This window comes from Candidatus Marifrigoribacter sp. Uisw_064, from assembly GCF_047730175.1.
Lineage (GTDB): Bacteria > Bacteroidota > Bacteroidia > Flavobacteriales > Flavobacteriaceae > Marifrigoribacter.
The window spans coordinates 1,292,037-1,314,062 of the sequence record NZ_CP159833.1; the positions used below are offsets into that span (position 1 = coordinate 1,292,037).

At 32.9% G+C, this 22,026-nt stretch carries 23 protein-coding genes; 9 read left to right on the forward strand and 14 right to left on the reverse strand.

Features of this window, described 5'->3' with window-relative positions:
* Positions 1–11 precede the first annotated feature (11 nt).
* Positions 12–1,031 carry a phenylalanine--tRNA ligase subunit alpha gene (pheS, locus tag ABXT64_RS05790; RefSeq protein ID WP_443634679.1) on the reverse strand — a complete coding sequence of 340 codons (1,020 nt, stop codon included), beginning with the start codon at positions 1,029–1,031 and terminating at the stop codon, positions 12–14.
* Between the two features lie 158 nt (positions 1,032–1,189).
* Positions 1,190–1,546, reverse strand: a complete 357-nt coding sequence (locus ABXT64_RS05795; protein WP_443634680.1) for a hypothetical protein — start codon at positions 1,544–1,546, stop codon at positions 1,190–1,192.
* Positions 1,547–1,806: 260 nt separating this feature from the next.
* Here ABXT64_RS05795 and ABXT64_RS05800 point away from each other — a divergent pair, with 260 nt between their 5' ends.
* Positions 1,807–2,334: a CvpA family protein gene (locus tag ABXT64_RS05800; protein ID WP_443634681.1), complete on the forward strand. Its 528-nt coding sequence runs from the start codon at positions 1,807–1,809 to the stop codon at positions 2,332–2,334.
* Between the two features lies 1 nt (position 2,335).
* Complete coding sequence (locus ABXT64_RS05805) at positions 2,336–2,545, forward strand: CDGSH iron-sulfur domain-containing protein (protein ID WP_443634682.1); 210 nt, start codon at positions 2,336–2,338, stop codon at positions 2,543–2,545.
* Positions 2,546–2,552: 7 nt separating this feature from the next.
* Here the strand turns inward: ABXT64_RS05805 and ABXT64_RS05810 are convergent, their stop codons facing one another.
* The 8 genes from ABXT64_RS05810 to ABXT64_RS05845 form a co-directional block, all read right to left on the reverse strand.
* Entirely contained in the window at positions 2,553–3,302 is a 750-nt protein-coding gene (locus ABXT64_RS05810; RefSeq protein WP_443634683.1) for a tetratricopeptide repeat protein, read from the reverse strand.
* A 2-nt stretch (positions 3,303–3,304) separates the two neighbouring features.
* The gene (locus ABXT64_RS05815) at positions 3,305–5,086 is read right to left on the reverse strand and encodes a BatD family protein (protein WP_443634684.1); all 1,782 of its coding nucleotides are present in this window, start codon (positions 5,084–5,086) and stop codon (positions 3,305–3,307) included.
* A 2-nt stretch (positions 5,087–5,088) separates the two neighbouring features.
* Positions 5,089–5,982 (reverse strand): tetratricopeptide repeat protein, encoded by an 894-nt coding sequence (locus ABXT64_RS05820; RefSeq protein ID WP_443634686.1) that lies wholly within the window; start codon positions 5,980–5,982, stop codon positions 5,089–5,091.
* Positions 5,972–7,006, reverse strand: coding sequence for a vWA domain-containing protein (locus ABXT64_RS05825; protein ID WP_443634687.1), 1,035 nt, complete (start codon positions 7,004–7,006; stop codon positions 5,972–5,974). Before ABXT64_RS05825 ends, ABXT64_RS05820 begins: the two co-directional genes overlap by 11 nt.
* Positions 7,007–7,049: 43 nt before the next feature.
* Positions 7,050–8,054, reverse strand: a complete 1,005-nt coding sequence (locus ABXT64_RS05830) for a vWA domain-containing protein (RefSeq protein WP_443634688.1) — start codon at positions 8,052–8,054, stop codon at positions 7,050–7,052.
* Positions 8,054–9,691: a DUF4381 domain-containing protein gene (locus tag ABXT64_RS05835; RefSeq protein ID WP_443634689.1), complete on the reverse strand. Its 1,638-nt coding sequence runs from the start codon at positions 9,689–9,691 to the stop codon at positions 8,054–8,056. The genes ABXT64_RS05830 and ABXT64_RS05835 overlap by 1 nt, the downstream gene beginning before the upstream one ends.
* A gap of 9 nt (positions 9,692–9,700) precedes the next feature.
* Positions 9,701–10,564: a DUF58 domain-containing protein gene (locus tag ABXT64_RS05840; protein ID WP_443634691.1), complete on the reverse strand. Its 864-nt coding sequence runs from the start codon at positions 10,562–10,564 to the stop codon at positions 9,701–9,703.
* An 87-nt stretch (positions 10,565–10,651) separates the two neighbouring features.
* Complete coding sequence (locus ABXT64_RS05845) at positions 10,652–11,656, reverse strand: AAA family ATPase (RefSeq protein WP_443634692.1); 1,005 nt, start codon at positions 11,654–11,656, stop codon at positions 10,652–10,654.
* 188 nt (positions 11,657–11,844) lie between these two features.
* Between ABXT64_RS05845 and ABXT64_RS05850 the strand changes: the two genes are divergently transcribed.
* The 4 genes from ABXT64_RS05850 (at position 11,845) to ABXT64_RS05865 (ending at position 16,378) form a co-directional block, all read left to right on the forward strand.
* The gene (locus ABXT64_RS05850; protein ID WP_443634694.1) at positions 11,845–12,600 is read left to right on the forward strand and encodes an SDR family NAD(P)-dependent oxidoreductase; all 756 of its coding nucleotides are present in this window, start codon (positions 11,845–11,847) and stop codon (positions 12,598–12,600) included.
* A 135-nt stretch (positions 12,601–12,735) separates the two neighbouring features.
* On the forward strand, positions 12,736–13,872 hold the full coding sequence (locus ABXT64_RS05855; protein WP_443634696.1) for an ATP-binding protein: 1,137 nt from the start codon (positions 12,736–12,738) through the stop codon (positions 13,870–13,872).
* A gap of 149 nt (positions 13,873–14,021) precedes the next feature.
* Positions 14,022–15,158, forward strand: coding sequence for an SPFH domain-containing protein (locus tag ABXT64_RS05860; protein WP_443634698.1), 1,137 nt, complete (start codon positions 14,022–14,024; stop codon positions 15,156–15,158).
* 131 nt (positions 15,159–15,289) lie between these two features.
* Positions 15,290–16,378, forward strand: a complete 1,089-nt coding sequence (locus ABXT64_RS05865) for a DNA helicase PriA (protein ID WP_443634699.1) — start codon at positions 15,290–15,292, stop codon at positions 16,376–16,378.
* 260 nt (positions 16,379–16,638) lie between these two features.
* Here the strand turns inward: ABXT64_RS05865 and ABXT64_RS05870 are convergent, their stop codons facing one another.
* From ABXT64_RS05870 to ABXT64_RS05885, 4 genes are all read right to left on the reverse strand, one after another.
* Positions 16,639–16,998 (reverse strand): carboxypeptidase-like regulatory domain-containing protein, encoded by a 360-nt coding sequence (locus tag ABXT64_RS05870; RefSeq protein ID WP_443634700.1) that lies wholly within the window; start codon positions 16,996–16,998, stop codon positions 16,639–16,641.
* A gap of 63 nt (positions 16,999–17,061) precedes the next feature.
* Complete coding sequence (gene amaB / locus ABXT64_RS05875; RefSeq protein WP_443634702.1) at positions 17,062–18,615, reverse strand: L-piperidine-6-carboxylate dehydrogenase; 1,554 nt, start codon at positions 18,613–18,615, stop codon at positions 17,062–17,064.
* Positions 18,616–18,883: 268 nt separating this feature from the next.
* Positions 18,884–19,420 (reverse strand): 3-hydroxyanthranilate 3,4-dioxygenase, encoded by a 537-nt coding sequence (locus ABXT64_RS05880; RefSeq protein WP_443634703.1) that lies wholly within the window; start codon positions 19,418–19,420, stop codon positions 18,884–18,886.
* A gap of 58 nt (positions 19,421–19,478) precedes the next feature.
* Positions 19,479–19,985 (reverse strand): CAP domain-containing protein, encoded by a 507-nt coding sequence (locus tag ABXT64_RS05885; protein WP_443634705.1) that lies wholly within the window; start codon positions 19,983–19,985, stop codon positions 19,479–19,481.
* A gap of 205 nt (positions 19,986–20,190) precedes the next feature.
* On the opposite strand from ABXT64_RS05885, the gene ABXT64_RS05890 reads away from it, so the two are divergent.
* From ABXT64_RS05890 to ABXT64_RS05900, 3 genes are read left to right on the forward strand one after another with little or no spacing between them, the layout of a single operon-like run.
* Entirely contained in the window at positions 20,191–21,252 is a 1,062-nt protein-coding gene (locus ABXT64_RS05890) for an isoaspartyl peptidase/L-asparaginase family protein (RefSeq protein ID WP_443634707.1), read from the forward strand.
* Positions 21,245–21,553, forward strand: coding sequence for an antibiotic biosynthesis monooxygenase family protein (locus ABXT64_RS05895; RefSeq protein WP_443634709.1), 309 nt, complete (start codon positions 21,245–21,247; stop codon positions 21,551–21,553). Before ABXT64_RS05890 ends, ABXT64_RS05895 begins: the two co-directional genes overlap by 8 nt.
* 2 nt (positions 21,554–21,555) lie before the next feature.
* Complete coding sequence (locus ABXT64_RS05900) at positions 21,556–22,011, forward strand: hypothetical protein (protein WP_443634711.1); 456 nt, start codon at positions 21,556–21,558, stop codon at positions 22,009–22,011.
* Positions 22,012–22,026: the final 15 nt, after the last annotated feature.

Here is a 22,026-nt window from a genome sequence, read left to right on the forward strand (position 1 = left end):
GCAGTCGAGACCTAATAAGAACTTTTAAATTGCTCTAAGAAACGAATGTCATTTTCACTTAACATACGAATGTCTGGAATTTGATGCAGCAATAAAGCAATACGATCGATTCCCATTCCAAAAGCAAAACCAGAATATTCATTGGCATCAATACCACAATTGGTCAATACATTAGGATCTACCATTCCGCAGCCCATAATTTCTAACCAACCCGTTCCTTTGGTCATTTTATAATCGGTTTCGGTTTCAAGTCCCCAATATACATCTACTTCGGCGCTAGGCTCTGTAAAAGGAAAATACGAAGGACGTAATCTAATTTTAGATTTACCGAACATTTCAGTCGTAAAATATTGAAGCGTTTGTTTTAAATCTGCAAAGCTTACTCCTTTATCCACATACAATCCTTCCACTTGGTGGAAAAAGCAATGCGAACGTGCCGAAATCGCTTCGTTACGATATACTCTCCCAGGAGAAATAGTACGAATGGGCGGTTTATTATTTTCCATATAACGCACTTGCACAGAAGAAGTGTGGGTACGCAATAAAACATCGGGATCTTTTTCTACGAAAAACGTGTCTTGCATGTCTCTGGCAGGATGGTATTCTGGAAGATTTAAAGCCGTAAAATTATGCCAATCATCTTCAATTTCTGGCCCTTCAGAGACATTAAATCCAATGCGTGAAAAGATATCAATAATTTTATTTTTCACTACTGAAATAGGATGACGAGACCCTACTGTAAAAGGTTCTCCAGGACGTGTTAAATCACCATACACCGAATTTAAATCAGTACTTGTATCGAAGCTATTCTTTAGAAAATTTACTTTTTCTTCCGCTGCTTTTTTTAAGGCGTTTATGGTTTGTCCAAACTCCTTTTTTTGTTCGTTGGGAACGTTTTTAAATTCAGAAAAGAAATCTTTAAGAAGTCCTTTACTCCCTAAATATTTAATTCTGAATGCTTCTACTTCACCCTGTGCATTGGCTGTAAATGCTTCAACCTCTGCGATATGTTTCTTTATATTGTCTATCATGCTTCAATTTCACGAATGTGCAAAATTACGGATTTTACTAATGTTACTAAAATGAAATGCTTGAAAAGTAGAATTATATTTTTTTGCTAAAAAAAAAGATTGCCACGTCGTTCCTCCTCACAATGACAAAAATCAACGCTTTGTTAATGACATTAATTTTATTGAAGGACTTTCGATTCTAAAAAGTATTGAACAATAGCTTCTTTCATTAGTACACTTTGTTCTCCTGCTTTTAATGGAGGAAGTTTTTCAATGACCGAATAATGAGGCCAACCTTCTTCATCAAAAGAATCGAATTTATAATAACCAAAAGGTTCTAATAATCGGCAAATTGCAATATGCATTAGGTTAATCTTTTCATCTTTTTTAAAATTGAGTCCAATTTTACCTAATTCTTGTACGCCAATTAGATAAATAATAGCATCTAAATCTAATTTTTCACCGTCTGCAAATCTATTGCCTAGAAACGCAACTAATTCTTCCCAACGTTGTTTTAATACTTCATCTCTTGCCATCGTGCAAATATACTCAAAGCATATAGCTTTTTGGTTTTTATATTTGTTCTTTTTCCCTTTATTTGCGTTAAAATATACAACCGTAGCTATTGCTATGCTTGAAAATTTTTCCTAGATAAAGAAAAAAATTCCTGTTTCTAAAATATCTAAAACCCACATGCGTTGAGTATATACATCTCTTGAAATGAGTTTTAGTATCTTTAATGAATTAACAACATAAACGATAGAATGTTTATCTTTATAAAAAGTATTAAAAACACATGAATACAATAGACATCATTTTAGGGATCATTTTTTTACTTGCTTTTATAACAGGTTTAAAAAAAGGATTATTTGTAACCTTAGCTTCTTTAATAGGATTAATATTAGGAGTGTATGGAGCTATTTATTTTTCAGATTATGTAGCCGATTATATTTCGGATTGGTTTTCATGGAGTGAGCAATTAACAAATTTAGCCGCTTTTGCAGTTACTTTTTGTGGAATTGTGTTTGTGGTTTCATTGGCTGGAAAATTTCTAACTAAAATAGCCAGTTTTGCCTTTTTAGGAATCTTTAATAAAATATTAGGAGGACTATTTAATGTGCTCATATTTGCATTTATTGTGAGTGTAATATTTATGTTTTTTAACGACTGGGAAAATTCAGATTATGTTATTTCAGAAGAGAAAAAAGAAAACTCTATGCTATATGAACCTGTAGCCTCTATAGCTCCTTTGTTATTTCCTTATATTATAAAAGAAGTTGATAAAGTAAAAAATTCAGAAGAAGAATCACCTAAAGAAGAATAATATGGAACAGAACGACACAAAATTGGATGCAACAAAAGTTGAGGTGAAACCAAATGGACCTCTTGTTGTTCATGGAAAATTAGCAATAACAGATAAAGACGGGAGTATTATTTTAAAAGACAGAAGAACTTCTTTTTGTCGTTGTGGCGTATCAACGAATCAACCCTTTTGTGATGGGAGTCATAAAACGATAACATTTGAGGATAATTAAGAGGGGATTAAAGTTCTTTTAAATCACTTAAAGGAATCCAACCATCTTTACCATCTACTAAACGAATACGAGCCCAATCGTCTTCTTTTATAATGATTTGAACTTTAGTACCTTCATGTAAAGTAAATACTGCCTCACTACCTAAATTAGGTTCACTTTTTACTTCGGTGCTTTCTGAAAATACAATTGCTGGGTTCTTTTTCATGGCCTCATTATAGGTGGTATAGGACATGGTGATTGAAATAATAAGCACAAAGAAAAGACATAATGAACTGACAAAAAACAACCTTTTTTTGCTTTCAGAATAAGAAAAATGGTAGAGTAGAAATAACACAATAGCACTTAGAGAAATCACAATGGATACCACCGCCCAACTTTCGAAATGAAGTATTTCGGCAATGGTTGTGTACCACTTTGAAAAAATGGTTTTTGGTAAAGCTTCAATTGCATCAACGGTTGCATTTTGAGCAAAAGCTAAGTTGTTTTTGATTTCACTGTCATTAGGAGAAAGTTGTAATGCTTTTTCATAATAGTAAATACTTGGCCCCACATTGCTCATTTTATAATGCGCATTTCCAAGATTAAAATATACCTCGGAGGAATGAACCTTGTTATTTAAAATTTTCATCCAAGTTGTAATAGCTTCTTGGTATTTTTCAGCTTTATACAGACCTTTCCCTTGTTCAAAAAGGGCATCATTTTGACCAAAACTTACTGCGGAAAGTAAAAAAGCGAGTATAAAGAGTATCTTATTCATCTCTAATCCTTATCAATTTGTTTATCAATCATAGCAATTACCTCAACTGCTTTATTATAATCTTGCTGTATGGTCACATTTGATGCGGGTGTATATCTCGCATATTCACAACTTTTTAATAGGCCAATAAAGCCATCAATAACATTGCCGGCAACATTTCTTTCAGCTAACATACTAGCAATACCGCCTTTTTCTAATTCTGAAGTTTCAATAGTCAGTTTAGCTTTTAAATAATTATGTAAAGCTCGTTCTAAGGCTTCATAAAAAGTAGCTTTGTTTCCAATATTCTTTTTGGCTTCAGATAAATATTTTTTAGCCAATCGATTCGCGGTTCTTAGTTTATTGCCTTGAAAATCATTTCGACGACTCTCTCTTTGCTTACCAATAATTATAAATAAAGGGATCAATAAAAAAGGAGCACAAAGGAGCCACCAATACAATTTAGATTTAAAAAATGAATCTTTTTGAATCGATTCTAAATTGGCACTAAGCTTTATATATTTAAATTGATCTTTTGAAAGAACAGTCGTTTTATTACTACCTGTTATTTTATTTTCTGAAACTTCAGTTTTAGGAACAGGACCACTTTCTACATTGATAATAATTTCTTCCGAAATTAGTGTTTTATAACTTTTAGAAGCAACATCAAAATATGAAAATGAAATAGGTCGAATAGGATATTTGCCTTTAAACTGAGGAACCACCGTATAGGTTTCAGTGAAATAGCCATTCATTCCTGAACTAACAATAGACACTTTATTTTCACGAATAGGTTCGTAAACTTCTAAAGAACTAGGTAAATTAATTGCAGGTAAATCGAACAACTTTAGGTTTCCATTTCCTGAAACTTTTGCTACTAATTCTAATGATTCGTTTGCATTTAGAGTGGGTTTATTTGTGGTAACGTTAAAATTAAAATTTCCTACTGCTCCTGTAAAATTATCAGGTCTTCCCTCTAGAGGTAAAGGTTTCACGTTGATTGTTCTGCTTCCCGCCGAAATCGTTTTATTTACCCGTGACATTAAGCGACGTCCAAAGATATCTCTTCGGTTCTCTTTCACATCAATTGGGACATCCAACGTAAGGGGTTCAATCTCTAACTTACCTGTTTTTTGAGGAAATAAGACGGTTTTTCGCAATATAACATATCGATAATCTTCTCCTTTATATTGTCCTTCATTAACTTTAAACCCGACTCTTGTATCTATATTCTGACTCCAGAAATCTTTATATTTTGGGCTTTCAACTTCACGCCAACTACTCGTTATACTTACATCGTGTGAGACATATAATTTATACACCACAGTAATCGCTTCATTTAAATACGGACTTGAATTTGAAATTTCAGCAACCAAATGAACATTTTCACTGGCTACAAAATCAGCATTATTACCGTCTTTTGGCTTATTCACTGCATTGACAACAATAACTTTTACTGGCGTAGTTTTATAAATAGCACCATCAATTTCAATGGTAGCTTGTTTTATTATAAAAGTACCTTTAGATTTTGGTGAAAGGAAATACGAAAACGTTTTAGAATAGCTTCTTTTTCCGTTGATATAGGAATTACTAATAGCCTGATTGGGACCCCCTACCACTCTAAAACCTTCAAAATTTGGAGGATTAAAGTTGTCTCCGTCCTGATTCATTTCGAAATCAACGCGTAATCGTTCGTTTAATCCTAACTTCTTTTTACTCACTTTGGTTTCAAAAGTGATTTGCGCCTGAGAAAAGCCACAAGTCAATATGAATACAAAAGCGAATATGTAGTTTTTAAATTTCATGCTTACCAATCCTTATTGGATTTTACTTTTGCTCCTTTTTGTTTCTTGGCATTTATCTTTTCCTGAATCTTCTTTTCCTCATTGTTCATTGCTTCTAACAAACTTTTAATTTGTTGAGGTGAAAGTTTTCCAGGCACAGGTTGTTGTTGCTGCTGTTCTTCTTTTTTATCTTCAGGTTCACCGTTTTCCTTTTCTTTATCTCCTTCTTTTTCTTCGTCTTTTTGATCTCCTTTATCTTTTTCCTCTTCCTCTTTATCTCCTTCGTCACCCTCGTCGCCTTCGTTCTTTTTGTCCTTATCCTTTTCCTCTTCCTTATTTTTGTCTTTATTCTCCTGATCTTCCTTCTCTTCTTTATCGTCTTTTTCCTTATCGTCTCCATCACCATCACCCTCTTTTTTCTCTTCTTCTAGCATTTTTTTCGCTAAGGCTAAGTTGTATCGCGTTTCATTATCGGTGGGATTATTACGCAGGGCATTTTTATAAGCTTCAACGGCTTCTTGATACTTTTTCTCGTTCATAAAAGTATTCCCCAAATTATGAAAAGCTTTGTGTTTATTTGGTTTGTCTGTCGCTATAGCCGCTGCTTGTATATAGCGCTCCATTGCAATAGCATTTAATTCCTTTCCGTAGTATGCATTTCCTAAATTGTATTTACCAGTTTCATCCTTTGGATTTAAAGCAATGGCTTTTCTATAATCTGCTTCCCCTAATGAGAATTGGTCGTTTTTTAATAGATTTTCTGCGGAACTCAATAATGCCTCAGCTTCTCTAAATTCTTTTTCCTGTTCTTTTTGAGCTTGAACGGAAGCAAAAGAGAATAAAATACAAGACAAGAAAGTTAAAAGAACGATTTCTTTTACTTTTTCTGAAAACGATATGTTGCGATTAATCTTCATTAAACAAGTTTAATTTTTTCAACCAATTAGTTTTTCTTTCTAAGAATAGAATGTCTAAAAGCAATAAGAATAAACCTGCTCCTAAAAACCACTGAAACTGATCTTTAAAATCGGTAAATTGCTTCGATTCGAATTCTTTTTTATCCATTCCATTTAAAATGGCAGTTACTGTCTCAACGACCTCTTTGGTGTTGGTGCCATCGATATATTCGCCATTTCCAACATCAGCAATTTCTTCTAGCGTTTCATTATTTAAGCGAGTAATTACTTGTTCATTATTTTGATCACGTTTATAATTTTGTAAAATACCATTTCTTTTAATTGGTATTGGACCACCCTGTTCAGTCCCAACTCCAATAGTGAAAATACGAATCCCTAATTTTGAAGCTTCTTCAGCAATTTGGACAACATTCCCTTCATGATCTTCTCCATCAGAAATTAAAAACAAAACCCTGTTTGCTTGATCTTCATCGTTATAATAGGTCTGAGCCATTTCAATAGCTTGTGTTATGGCGGTACCTTGTGACGAAACCATATCGGTATTCATACTGCTTAAAAACAATTTTGCTGAAGAAAAATCGGTGGTAATGGGTACTTGTGGGAAAGCACTTCCAGCATATCCTATAATACCTATTCTATCTCCTGCTAAGCTATTTATTATTTGAGTGACTAATTGTTTAGACTTATCTATTCTATTAGGTGCAATATCTTCAGCCAACATACTTTTAGAGACATCTAAGGCAAAAACTACATCAACTCCTTCTCTTTTTACTGTTTCAATCTTGGTGCCAATTTTAGGATTGACCAAAGCAATACTTAAACATACGATTGCCAATGAAAGCACCATCACTTTTAAAATAGATTTAAAAAAGGAACGATTTGGGCTTAACCTTTTTAAAGACTTTGAATTGGAAAAACGTTTTTGCATTCTTTTTTTCCAAAAAGTAACCCATAAAAACAGGAGTACTATTGCAGCGATGGCAAAGAGTAAATAAAAATATATGGGTTGTTCTAATTGATACATATTCATTCCCAGAGAAAGCAGGGATCTCTTTAATTAATATTTATTATATAAAACTTCTAAAAATGGTATAACGTAATACTATTTCAAAAAATAATAAACCAAAGGCTAATAGCACGAGTGACCTATATTTTTCGTCATAATTTTTATATTTTGTTTCTTCAATTTCAGTTTTTTCTAGCTTATTAATTTCTTCATAGATTTCAGCAAGCTTCGTATTTGTTGTCGCTCTAAAATATTTTCCGCCAGTTGTTTTTGCAATTTCTTTCAATAGTTCCTCATCAATTTCAACTTGAACATTTCCATATTGAAAACTACCATCTTGACGAATTCCGATAGGGGATAATGCCATGCCATTACTTCCTAATCCGATTGTATACACTTTTATTCCAAATTCAACCGCAAGCTCACTTGCTATTTTAGGGTCAATAAATCCACTGTTATTTACACCATCAGTTAGTAAAATAATTACTTTCCCTTTGGCTCTACTGTCTTTTAAACGATTTACGGATGTTGCAAGTCCCATTCCAATCGCTGTTCCTCCTTCAATAATCGTATTGTACTTTATTCCTTTTAAAGAGGATAAGACAATATTTTTATCACTTGTTAATGGAGTCTTTGTAAAACTTTCCCCGGCATATTCTACTAAACCTATGCGATCATTAGGACGTGCATTTATAAATCTAGCCGCAACAGTTTTTAACGCTTCTAAACGATTTGGTTTTAAATCGCGAGCTAACATACTCGCCGAAACATCTATAGAAATAACGATATCGATTCCTTTGGTAGTTTTTATTTTTGTGGTTTCATCAACCGTTCTTGGTCTAGCTAATGCTGTTATAATTAGCGCAAGACTAAGTAATCTTAAAATAAAAAGGAGTGGGCGTAATTTCGCCAACCAATTGCTTGGTGTTTTAAATCCTTTTAAACTTGAAATTTTTAAGGTAGCCGTTTGTTTTTTACGCTTCAAATAATACCAAAAAATGATTGCTGGAAGTAATAATAACAACCAGAACAACTGTGGGTTTACAAATTCGAAATTATTAAACATTATTTATCTGAAATTACTAGTTCAACTGAATCCATGATGCGTTTTTTTATCACATCTCCATATTTTTCATTGCCTTGATACATCACCATAATTTGTTGTAATCCTCCTTGTTGAGCAAACAATAAAAGTTCATATTTATGTGTAATAGGTAATGTTTCTCCTTTAGGAGAGACCAAATTAAGTTCTCCATAAGCTTTCTTGCCCGTAATGCCTTTTTCAGTTTTAAACTCTTCTGTTTTTACCACTAAATTAGTAGCACCTTGTTTTTCAATATTAGATAAAGCACCTTCTATAGCAGCATCTAAATCTATTTCTTGCTCCCCTTGGATTTTAAAAGTACTTACAACGATGTTGAAAATAGTTCTATCTCCAAAACTAAAAGCACTAATATCACTTGCCTGAATGCCATTCAATAATTTTGGATCAATTTCTTGTCTTAATAGAACTTCAGGAGTCTCAATAATGATAGCGGGATTGCCATATTCACTTTTAATCCATCTGCCTTCAGAAAGTTCCTTAGTAACATTGCTGAAAAAGATGTCTTTTACTGCATCCATTCCTTTTACAGCACCATAAATTCCAAGAGAAATAATTACTAAAGTGAACACACTTGCAGCACCAATAAGCCATTTTCTTCTGTTGCGTTTTTTACGGAGTAGTTCTAAATATTGTTCGTTCTCAAGTAGTTCTTCTTCTGTTAACTCAGGAATGATTTCTTTAGTTTCATTTAAAATTTCTTCAATGGTAGATCTATCCACACTAGCTTGACCTTCCCGCTCCTTCATTTTAGCAAATTTTATTAAATCTGCTCTTTTAAATATTTTATCAAGCTTTGAAATTGTTTCTGAATCAAAATCAAAATTCCCAGAATCACGATGCAATTCTAACCGTTCAATTAATTCATTCGAAGTGCTTTCTAGCGCTTTATCATCAACTTCATGGTCTAAATATCGTTTTATAATTTCAGTTAAAGAAGAGTAATACTCTTTCGATTTATCTTCTTCTAATAAGTGTGAACTATCCAATTTTTGAAGTGCTACTAATGCTTCTTCATAGGGAGGTAATTCTTTCTCTCTTTCCTCTTTTCTTTTTTTCCTTCTGAATAAAAAGTAAACAATCCCTGCGATTATCAATAAAATTGGAACAATCCAATACAATATTTTTATAAAATCGAACGGAGGCTTTTTAACTTCAATTGCGGGTTTAATCGTAAACATTTTCTGTTGTGTAGTGTCTACAACGACATCTGCCACTTCAACGTTTACTGAATCTGTTTGAAAGGCCTTATTATTGATAATAATTCGCTGTGAAGGAATCGTATATTTACCTGAATCGAATTGTGTTATCCCATATTTTTTGAGCAACCTATACTTCGCCTTTTCATAGGTAGTATCTATTTTATATGATTCAATAACCTCTAGTGGTAAAAAAGATTGCCCTTCAGGAAATACAACCAAATCAGTAGTATCAGCTTCAACGATAATAGAATATTTTATTTCTTCACCTATTTTAATATAAGTAGAATCAATGGAAGAACTGACTTGAGCATTGGATAAAAAGCTTATCAAAAACACAGAAAGGAATAGTGCTTTTGCTCTAGATGACCTTTTAATTATATGTAGAATTTTTTGTGTCATGTACTGTGATCATCTTTTTTTAAAATACCCTAATAATTTTTTTACATAACTCTCATCTACCCTACAACTTAAGGCACCTGCACCACTTTTTTTGAAAGACTCTACAAATTCATTCGTTCTTTCTTGATAGTAATTTTCGTAGTTTCTACGTACTTTTTTAGAAGCGGTATTCACTAAAATAGTTTCCCCAGTTTCCTGATCTTGCATCTGAACCATTCCTAAATTAGGTAATTGTTCTTCGTGTTTATCGTAGACTCTAATTCCAGTAACATCGTGTTTTCCAGAAACGATTTTTAAAGTGTCTTTGTAATTTTCTGTTATAAAATCTGAAAGCACAAAAACAATGGCTTTCTTCTTCATAACATTGGATAAATACTTTAAAGCATTGACCAAATCTGTTTTTTTACTTTGTCCTTTGTGTTCGATTAATTCTCTAATAATTCGTAATACGTGTGACTTTCCTTTTTTGGGAGGAATAAAAAGTTCTATTTGATCTGAAAAAAGAATAAGCCCAATTTTGTCATTATTCTGAAGCGCAGAAAAAGCGAGTGTTGCCGCTATTTCAGTAACAATTTCATTTTTAAATTGTTCGTCTGTACCAAAAAATTCAGATCCACTAATATCAACCAATAACATAAGAGTTAGCTCACGTTCCTCCTCAAAAACTTTTATATAAGGTTCGTTATAACGTGCAGTTACATTCCAATCGATACTTCTTACATCATCACCAAATTGGTATTGACGCACTTCACTAAAGGTCATTCCTCGACCTTTAAACGTACTGTGATACTCTCCTCCAAACATATGGTCACTTAGACGACGTGTTTTGATCTCGATTTTTCGTACTTTTTTAAGAAGTTCTTTTGTATCCAATTGAAGTTAATTTGTTGAATTGTTGAAGCGTGTAATTGTACTTAGCCTAACCGAATAAACAGTTAAACAATTTTACAGCTAAACATTTTAAGGTACTTCTATTTCGTTTATAATTTTATTGATAATGTCTTCTGAAGTTACATTCTCTGCTTCTGCTTCGTAGGTGATTCCAATACGATGGCGTAATACATCATGAACTACCGCACGAACGTCTTCAGGAATTACATATCCTCTTCTTTTAATAAAAGCATAACATTTTGATGCAATCGCTAAGTTGATACTTCCCCTTGGCGAAGCTCCAAAATTAATAAGCGGTTTTAAATCTGCTAAGCGATAATTTTCAGGAGAACGAGTTGCGAAAATGATATCTAAAATATATTGTTCAATCTTTTCGTCCATATATACTTCACGAACGGAAGCTTGTGCTCTTAAAATTTGTTCAATAGTAACAACCGGATTAACTTTTTCAAATGCTCCTTTTAAATTTTGGCGGACAATTAATTGTTCTTCGGCCATTTTAGGATATTTAATAACAGTCTTTAACATAAAACGATCCACTTGAGCCTCAGGAAGAGGGTAAGTTCCTTCTTGTTCTATCGGATTTTGTGTTGCCATTACCAAAAAAGGCTTGTCTAATGGGAAAGTAGTATCACCAATAGTGACTTGTTTTTCTTGCATGGCTTCTAGTAAAGCAGACTGAACTTTAGCAGGGGCACGATTGATCTCATCTGCTAACACAAAGTTGGCAAAAATGGGACCTTTTTTAATACTGAAGTCGTTATCCTTCATGTTGTAGATCATTGTTCCTACTACATCTGCAGGAAGTAAATCTGGGGTAAATTGAATTCTGCTAAAATCGCCATGAACAGCTTTAGACAATGTGTTTATCGCCAAAGTTTTTGCAAGACCAGGAACTCCTTCAAGTAATATATGTCCTTGTCCTAATAAACCAATTAGCAGTCTTTCAACCATATGTTTTTGGCCTACAATTACTTTATTCATTTCCATAGAAAGAATGTCAATAAATGCACTTTCTTTTTCTATCTTTTCATTTAAAGCGCCTATATCTAAGGTCGTATTTGTCTGTTCCATGTTCTTATTTTAATAAAAAATCTATTTGTTATTAAGGAATGCTAAATTGAAAAATTAACATTTAAATTGTTGTTAACAATTGGTTAAAAATTTTAACCCTAAAAAGCCACATAAATACGTACTTTTCTAGGGTCTAATAACGGATTTTTTTATAGCACTTCTTAACAATTTTGAAAACTTTATGATATATGAACAATAAAACAGCATTAATCACTGGAGCCACCTCTGGAATTGGGAAATCAACAGCAGTTGTATTTGCTAAAAACGGCATTAATTTGATTCTCTGCGGAAGAAGACAAAACCGATTAGATGAATTACAAAATGAATTGAGTTCATTTTGTGATGTGATGACTCTAAATTTTGATATTCGAGATAAAAACGATGTATTTTCAAAAATCCAAGAATTACCAAGCAATTTTTCAGAAATAAATATATTAATCAATAATGCTGGAAATGCACATGGATTGGATCCCTTTCAGGAAGGAAACATAGAAGATTGGGAAGCAATGCTCGACATTAATGTGAAAGGCTTATTGTATGTTAGTAAAGCCGTATTACCGCAAATGTTAGAAAGAAAAGATGGGCATATTATAAATATTGGATCTACGGCAGGGAAAGAAGTGTATCCTCAAGGGAATGTCTATTGTGCAAGTAAATATGCCGTTGATGCAATTAATCAAGGAATGCGAATCGATTTAAACGGGAAAGGCATTCGTGTGGGTGCTATAAATCCGGGGATGGTAGAAACTGAGTTTAGTGAAGTCCGATTTAAAGGCGATTCCGAAAAAGCTTCAAAAGTGTATCAAGGATTTACGCCACTTCAACCCGAAGATATTGCAGATATTATTTGGTTTACCGTAACAAGACCAGCGCATGTAAATATTGCCGATTTAACCGTGATGTCCTTAGATCAAGCCTCAAGCACCATTGTAAATAAAAATTAAATTGTCTCCTCGAGCATTGGGTGTAAAAGTATAGTTTCATACTTTAAGCGCAGAACATGCAATGTTTAGAGGGTGTATACTAAAAATATATTTTATTTGGTCTCGACTGCGCTCGACCTGACATTGAAATAACTTATGATTAATAAACGCCTTTTAATTAAAAATTTGCTAGCTCATAATGATGAGTGTAGTTTTTATGATAAAAAGCGAAAAATTGATTTAGGTTCAAAAGAAGGGAAAGCAAAATTCTTAAAGCATATCTGTGCCTTGAGTAATAGCAACCCAAAAAACAACTCATATATTGTTGTTGGAGTTGAGGATGAAGCCAATGAAATTAATGGAGTTGATTTTTTTGATGACAGTAAAATTCAAAATTTAATTAACGCCTATCTTACAAACCCACCGATCATTTCATATGAAAATGTTGCATTTCCGAACCTTCCTTTAGACAAAGTAATTGGGCTGGTTACCATCCGCCCAACGCAAGAAATCACCTCACTTCGGAAAAATATTTGGAAGTATTGGGGCGGGTCTATTTTTTTAAGAGATGGAAGTATCTCGATGCCTAAAGATTTTGATATTGAGATCAAAGATGTGAATTCTGAAATTGTACAAGCAATTGAAAATAAAGCGAAAAATAACATACAACATACCTTGGATGGGGTCATTGATTTTATTAATGTGAAGCACAATGATTTAGTTTCCAGTTATAAAGTTTTTAAAGAGTTGTTTGTGGTTTGTTGGGCGGGAAACATTAAAAATGTAAAGGAGGAAACCTATTATTCTCGTGTAGATATTGAATTAATAAATGAACAGGTTCGTTTGTTTTACTCTACGCTAGATGAGGTGAGTATCAGTTATACAGAAGATGAATTTAAGATTATTGAATATGTTCATTTAGGATTGAATAATCAATATAAATACTATCCATTAGAAGAAGTTACCATCAGTTTTAAGGACAATGGATCTTACGTGATGAACACACAATTATTGTTTCAACCTCCACAATTTGATAAGAAAACCTTGCATCATATTTATAATGCAAATAATGCTTTAATTGAAAAATTAAAAAAAAATATAGCTTTAAATTCTTCTGAAAAAAAAGATTTAAAGCACCTTCCTGCAACCTACCTTATTTGTTTTTTAAATGATTTTAGGGAAGCTAAAACGAAGTTATTTGAAGCAAAACCTTACCTAAAAAACAATGGAACGTCTGTGTATGAATCCTATAAAGAAACGGTTCGAATCCTTCGGAAGATGAAGTATAATTAGTTTATGTAACAATTTGATATTTGGTCAAACTTGCTTTTTGAAGCAAATAATTGCTTTTTAACTAATTTGAATAGGATTAAATGAGCTGACGATTGTATTTATCTCAAGCTTTCTTTATCTTTATAATTCAAATAATAAAATTACAAACCATGGGGATTTTCGACAAAATCAAAGAAAAACTAAGTCACGAATTTATAGATATAATTGATTGGCTTGATTATACAGACGACACCATCTGTCATCGTTTTGAACGCTATCAAAATGAAATAAAAAACGGAGCGAAATTAATTGTTCGTGAAGGACAAACAGCCGTGCTTATTAACGAAGGCCAGTTAGCTGATGTTTTTACCCCAGGAACTTATACATTAAGTACTCAAAATTTACCGATTCTTTCAACCTTAAAAGGTTGGAAATATGGTTTTGATAGCCCTTTTAAAGCGGAGGTATATTTTGTCAATACACACCTTTTTACGGATGAAAAATGGGGAACTAAAAATCCAATCATCTTAAATGATGATCGTTTTGGTTTGGTAGAAATACGTGCCTTTGGAACCTATGCTTTTAAAATTAGTGATGCTGGAAAATTTATTGTAGATATTGTTGGGACCGACAATAATTTTACCAATTTCGAAATTAATGAACACCTTAAAAGTTTAATTGCAACTCGCTTTACAGATACGGTTGGGGAAGCGAAACTTCCAATAGAATTGTATGCTGCTAATACTACGGAGCTTTCAGAAACTTGTAAAGAAGTAATGCAAACTGAATTTGGTTCTGTAGGTATTTCACTTGAGAAATTCTTTATTGAAAATGTTTCAATGCCTGAAGATCTTAAAAAAGAAATTTTTGAATATAGTCGTATCGATAAATTGGATCTTGACAAACTAACCAAATTTAAAACCGCTAAAGCAATTGAAGCTGCAGCCTTAAATGAAGGAGGTACTGCAGGAGCTGGAATGGGAATGGGAATGGGCTTTGTATTAGCACAACAAATGGGCGGAATGATGAGCCCTCAAATGGGAGGACAACAACAAATGCCTTTACAACAAGGAGGAATGATGCCACCGCCAATGCCAACGCCTGTTCAATATTTTTATGCTGCAAATGGTCAACAAGCAGGTCCTGCAACCATGGAGCAATTGAAAGTGTTATTTGCAAATCGCACCATAAATAAAGAAACTTTGGTATGGAAACAAGGAATGGATAGTTGGGCAGCGCTAAATACAATTGAAGAATTAAAAACCTTTTTAGGAGGAAATACACCTCCACCTCTTCCTCCACAATAGTTTTTATTTGTCATTCAGAGTGAAGCGAAGAATCTCTTTGTTATTCCTATAAAAGGAAACACTGGGGCTTCTCTAAGATTCTTCAGTCGTGCCTCCTTCTGAATGACAATTAGAATCTTTTCAATAAATAAATGAAAGAAGATACACTTCAAAAATCTGAATTAAAAAAGTCCTGTGTTAACTGTGGCGCAGAATTACTATATGCGCCAGGGACTAGCGATTTAAACTGCAATTACTGTGGACATACTGAAGAAATCATTCCTTTTAGGAATGAGTTTGAAGAGTTAGAACTTAAAGCTTATTTAAGTGAAATGGGGGGACAATCACACAGTGAAGAAATTACCATGCTTCATTGTAAAAATTGTGGCGCCAATCAGCATGTTGAAGAAAATTACAAATCATTGCATTGTGTTTACTGTAGCATGCCTTTAATTGTGGAAGATGCTTATAAAGAAGATTGGATCATTCCCGGTGCAGTATTGCCTTTTCAAATAGACCAGGTAAAAGCCCATGTTGTTTTTAAAAATTGGGTAAAAAAGTTATGGTTTGCCCCCAATAAATTAAAAAAAGCCACGCTAGATCCAAAAAACACGAAAGGATTGTATATGCCCTATTGGACTTTTGATGCACAATTAGATGCTACTTATACAGGTCAACGAGGGGAATATTATTATGTATCTAAAACAGTGGGGAGCGGTAAAAACAGAAGAACAGTTCAAGAACGTAGAACACGATGGTATCCTGCAGCAGGTTCAATAAGTGGTTTTGTAGATGACATTTTAGAAAAAGCGTCAAAACAGCGTTCTGGTATAATCCCAAAAAAGATATCTAGATGGAATTTAAAATTATTAAAGCCCTTTGATAGTAGTTTTTTAGCGGGATTTATAACTGAAAAATATACCATCACTCTAAAAGATGGACATATTGAAGCAGAAAAGGAAGCTAATGTTATTGCAGATCGTTGGGTAAAAAGAGATATCGGAGGAGATACTCAACGAATTTCTTCATTAGACATGCGTCTTACTGAAGAAACATTTAAACATATATTGTTGCCAGTTTATGTCAGTGCATATAAATTTAAAGAAAAATCATATAACTTTTTTGTGAATGGAGAATCTGGAAAACTTTCTGGAAAACGCCCTTATTCATTTTGGAAGATTTTCTTCTTTGTCCTTTTTATTATAGCAATTATTGGCTTGATCATCTTTTTTGTAAATTAAGGAGAAGCTCATTAATCAAAAAAGCATAATTTTTTGTCAAAATCAATCAAAAATAGATAGAATCAGTCAAAAAAGACTGTTTTTTGATCAAAAGCATCAGTTTTTATTCTTTCTCTTATTTAGAATAGTGAAAATTGCATTGCATTTATTTTTTATAGATTAGGAATAATGATAAATACACCTTTTTATGTAAAAAATGAACGTAAAAGAAACAAAAGCAGTCAAAAAAGATTATTTTTTGATAGAAACAAGCATTTTTTCTAATTTGGAATTAATTGAATTTGAAAAGATTGAGGGATAACATGGCATTCATTTTCTAATAAATTAATTGTTTGGGTAGTATAGGTTTCATATCCTTCAGCAGTTACTACAATTATATAATTTCCTGCTCGTTCTCCAGCTCCACTAAATGACTCAGTAAAAAACATGAATTCTTCGGTATAACTTCCATCAATAGCAGTTACTGTCGCAGTATCTCCAATTAGCTGTTGATTTGAAGTATCAAAAACAGTAATGGTTAATCCATATACATATTCTTCAGTACACGCTATAGCATCATCATTAGAATTGTTACATGCAAAAAGGATGCATACAAATACTATGGAATATAAATATTTCATTATTTAAATTATATAAAAAAACCCTTCATGTTTTGAAGGGTTTTTAAAATTATCGAATGTTTCTTACAAATCAAATTTAATTCCTTGCGCTAAAGGTAATTCATCAGAGTAATTAACTGTGTTAGTTTGTCTTCTCATGTACACTTTCCATGCATCAGATCCAGACTCACGCCCACCACCAGTTTCTTTTTCACCACCAAAGGCTCCACCGATTTCAGCTCCAGAAGTACCAATATTTACATTAGCAATCCCACAATCTGAACCAGCAAACGATAAGAATTTTTCAGCTTCTTTCATTTCATTGGTCATGATAGCAGATGATAATCCTTGTGCAACTCCGTTTTGCATATCGATTGCATTTTCAACTTCACCTGAATATTTCATTAAATATAAAATTGGAGCAAAGGTTTCATGCTGTACAATTTCGTAGTTATTTTCAGCTTCAATGATAGCGGGTTTAACATAACAACCACTTTCATATCCTTCACCTTCTAATACTCCACCTTCTACTAACACAGTTCCACCTTCAGCTTTTGCTTTTTCGATTGCTGCTAAATAAGTATCTACAGCGTCTTTATCGATTAATGGTCCAATATGATTTTTTTCATCTAAAGGATTCCCAATAGTTAATTGACCATAAGCACCCACAATTGCATCTCTTACTTTATTGTACACAGATTCGTGAATAATTAATCTTCTAGTTGAAGTACAACGTTGTCCACAAGTTCCAACAGCTCCAAATACAGCACCCGGAACCACTACTTTTAAATCGGCAGTTGGCGTAATGATAATTGCATTGTTTCCTCCTAATTCTAATAAAGATTTTCCGAAACGTTGAGCAACAGTAGCGCCAACAATTCTTCCCATTCTTGTAGATCCCGTAGCAGAAATTAATGGAATACGAGTATCCGTAGTCATCATTTCACCTACTTTATAATCTCCATTTATAATACTAGAGATTCCTTCGGGTAAATTATTTTCTTTTAATACATGTGCAATTATGTTCTGACAAGCAACAGAGCATAAAGGTGCTTTTTCTGAACCTTTCCAAACACATACATCACCACAAATCCATGCCAAAGCTGTATTCCATGCCCAAACAGCTACTGGAAAGTTAAATGCTGAAATAATTCCAACTACTCCAATAGAATGCCATTGTTCTCTCATTACGTGACCTGGACGCTCAGATGGAATAGTTTGACCATTTAATTGTCTAGATAAACCAACTGCAAAGTCACAGATGTCAATCATTTCTTGAACCTCACCATATCCCTCTTGAAGAGATTTTCCCATTTCGTAAGAAACTAATTTACCTAAAGGTTCTTTTAGTTCTCTTAGTCTATTACCAAATTGACGAACTATTTCACCTCTTTGTGGTGCAGGCTTTGTTCTCCAGGATAAAAATGCTTTTTGAGCAGATTCCATCACTTTTTCGTAATCCTCTTTTGTAGTCGTGGTTACTTTTCCAATAAGTTGACCATTTACGGGAGAATATGAAGAAATAGCTTCACCATTAGAAAACCAATTGTTTCCTGTTGAAGTTCCTTGATTTACAGCTTCAATTCCTAATTTTTTTAATGCATCTTCAATTCCGAATGCAGTTGCAACAGTTGACATATATTTTGTTTTTTAAATCTTAATTATTAGGGTGCAAAGGTAAGGATTCCCTCTAAGAATCTAAAAGAAATATATAATACCAAATAAAATTCAAAATAACTGATTAAATTCGTTTCTATATCCTTTATATTTCAATATAAAACAGAAGCGTAACTAATGCTATGCTTATGTTTTCAATTTCATCTAAAGAAAATATAATTCAAATTTAGTATCAATCATTTTAATACTTATTTGGTATAAATGAAGAAAATGCTTTTAAAAATTAAATTTAATCTGCTGAAAAACGTGGATCGGTTTCCATTACATGGCTACAGTTATCGCATGTAAGTAAGTCTTTTGAAGCATAAAAGTTTTTAAAATGGGGTTGAAAATCTTTTTCTACATCCTGTAATTCGAAATATACTTCATGAAGTTTATGGTTGCAATTATCACAAAACCACAAAAGACCATCTGTAAAACCTGTACCCTCTCTAACGCGTTCAATCACTAAGCCTATAGACCCTTCACTTCTTCCTGGGGAATGCGGAACTTTTGCAGGGTGTAAATACATGTCTCCAGGCCCTAGTTCCATGACTTTCTTTTCACCTTCTTCCTGAATAATTACTTGAATAGTACCTTCTAGCTGATAGAAAAGCTCTTCAGTCTCATTATAGTGATAGTCTTTTCTGGCATTAGGGCCAGCGACAATCATAACAATATAATCACCCGATTGTACATAAAGGTTTTTATTTGCAACAGGAGGTTTTAATAAATCTCTGTTTGCTTCTATCCACTTATTTAAATTGAAAGGTTTTAAAATAGCCATAGCCGTATTTTTTATTTTTTAAAAATACGGTAAAAAGGCTTAGGATAAAAAAAGTATTTTATTTTCTATAGAAAAGTTGTGTAAAAAAGTATTGCCCTTGAGAATTTTCTATTATTCCAAAACCAGAATAAGCATAAGGTCCTTCAATTACACTTTTATGAGATGGACTGTTTAGCCATGCGCTAACAACACTTTCAGCATTGTTATAACCATAAGCTACAATTTCGCCAACTGATTCTGCGCCTCTGTTTTTCATTCCATTATTACGAAAACTAAAATTATCGTGACTAATTTCGTTATTATCAATCATATATTTGGTATGGTCTACTGCATATGCAGAAGCATGTTGTTGATCTTTACTTATTGTTTCAAGACCTATAGAAGTTCTATGTTCATTTATAAGGACAAGAACTTGATCGGCTAATTCCCAATCTGTTTCTTGAGCTAGATTTAAATCGATTGAATAGTTTACTTCTTCAGAAGCGTTTCCAGAATCTTCTTTTGAACAAGAAGATACTATACATAATAATAACACAGTAAGTAGGCTAGTTTTTAAAAGTTTCATAATACGGGGACATCAAATTTGGGTCATGATGCTGGGTCAAATATATAAAATAGATGTTAAAAAACAACACTTTATCGAATATAAGGTACATTTCATCGATGTTTTAAGCTTTTTTATTGTGTTTTTCCTATAATAAAATCGTTGTGAGGTCTCAATTTGTAAGGGTTTTTTGATTATCTTGTATTTTCTTAATAAAATTTAACAAATGAAACAAACTTTAACGCTTTTAATCGGATTATTAGTGTTTTTTAGCTGTAAAAATGATAATATTCATAATTTAGATAGTGAAAAATTGCACAAAAAAGTCATTAATAAATCTGAAAATTTTGGAATTGTAATTCATGGAGGAGCAGGAACAATTCTTAAAAAGAACATGAGTGATTCTCTAGAAAATGCTTTCACTTCAAAATTAAAAGAGGCAATTAGGAAAGGACATTCAATTCTAGAAAATGGAGGATCCTCTATTGAAGCGATTACAGCGACCATTAATATTATGGAAGATTCTCCTTTATTTAATTCAGGAAAAGGAGCCGTTTTTACTCATGAAGAAACGAATGAACTCGATGCTTCAATTATGGATGGATCTAATTTAAATGCTGGAGCTGTTGCAGGAGTTACTCGCATCAAGAACCCTATTAACTTAGCTTTAGCAGTTATGAATGACTCTCCTCATGTGTTATTAAGCGGTAAAGGCGCTGAAATTTTTGCTAAAGAAAGAGGGTTTAATCTAGTAGACCCTTCTTATTTTTTTACTCAAAACAGATATAACTCCCTAATAAGAGTGAAACAAAAAGAAAAGGATAATGAGAATAAAGTTTCATTTGAAGACCCTTTTATTAAAGAGTCTAAATTTGGAACAGTAGGTTCTGTTGCTTTAGATAAAAATGGAAACCTAGCTGCCGGAACATCAACGGGTGGTATGACTAATAAACGATGGAATCGGATTGGTGATTCTCCAATAATTGGCGCAGGTACCTACGCTAATAATGCAACTTGTGCGGTATCTTCAACAGGCTGGGGAGAATATTTTATTAGAGGTATGGTAGCCCACGATATTTCTGCTATGATGGAATACAAAGGAATAAGTTTAAAAGAAGCAGCTAGTGAAGTAATTCAAAAAAAATTACCAGCCCTTGGTGGATCTGGAGGAGTAGTTGCTATTGATAATAAAGGTAATATAGCAATGGAGTTTACTACCGCAGGAATGTACCGCGCTCATATGAATGCTGAAGGGGAATTAATACTAAAGATTTATAAAGATGAATAAGCCGTATTATGCGGTGATTTTTACCAACCGTCAAACAGATGTTTTAGAAGGATATGATGAAATGGCGGATGCCATGGAACAATTAGCCAAAAAACAACCTGGATATATAGGATTTGAAAGCGCCAGAAGTGAATTGGGAATTGCTATTAGTTATTGGGAAACCCTTGAAGACATTAAAAATTGGAAAGCAAATCTAGACCATTTAGGCGCACAAAGTCAGGGAAAAAATAAATGGTATGCTTGGTATAAAGTTAGAATATGCAAAGTGGAACGTGAATATGAATTTAATAATCTAAAATAATAATGAAAAAAATACTCCTATATTTTACAGTATTAACATTACTAATATCCTGTAAAAACACGTCTGAAAAGAAAGTAGAAACTAAAGCAACGTCTACTATTGAAGAAACAGTACATACTTCTGAAAATGATAAAGTAGAATTAGACAATGGAAACCTTTGGGAAGCAAATGATGATACTACGATTGGAATTAATAAAATGAAAACGAGACTACGTTCTTTTTCTGAAACTGAAAACACTTCAGCTTATCTTACACTAAAAGAAGGTTTAGAAGCAGACTTCACCGAGCTTTTTCAAAAATGCACAATGAAAGGGGAAGCACATAACCAATTGCATAATTATTTGTTACCTATGATTGATCTATTTGAAGGTCTTGAATCTTCCGAAATTGCGACATGCAAAAAGAACTTTAATGGATTGAAAACTCATTTAGATTCTTATTCTTCTTTTTTTAAATAAGATATATACCTCAAA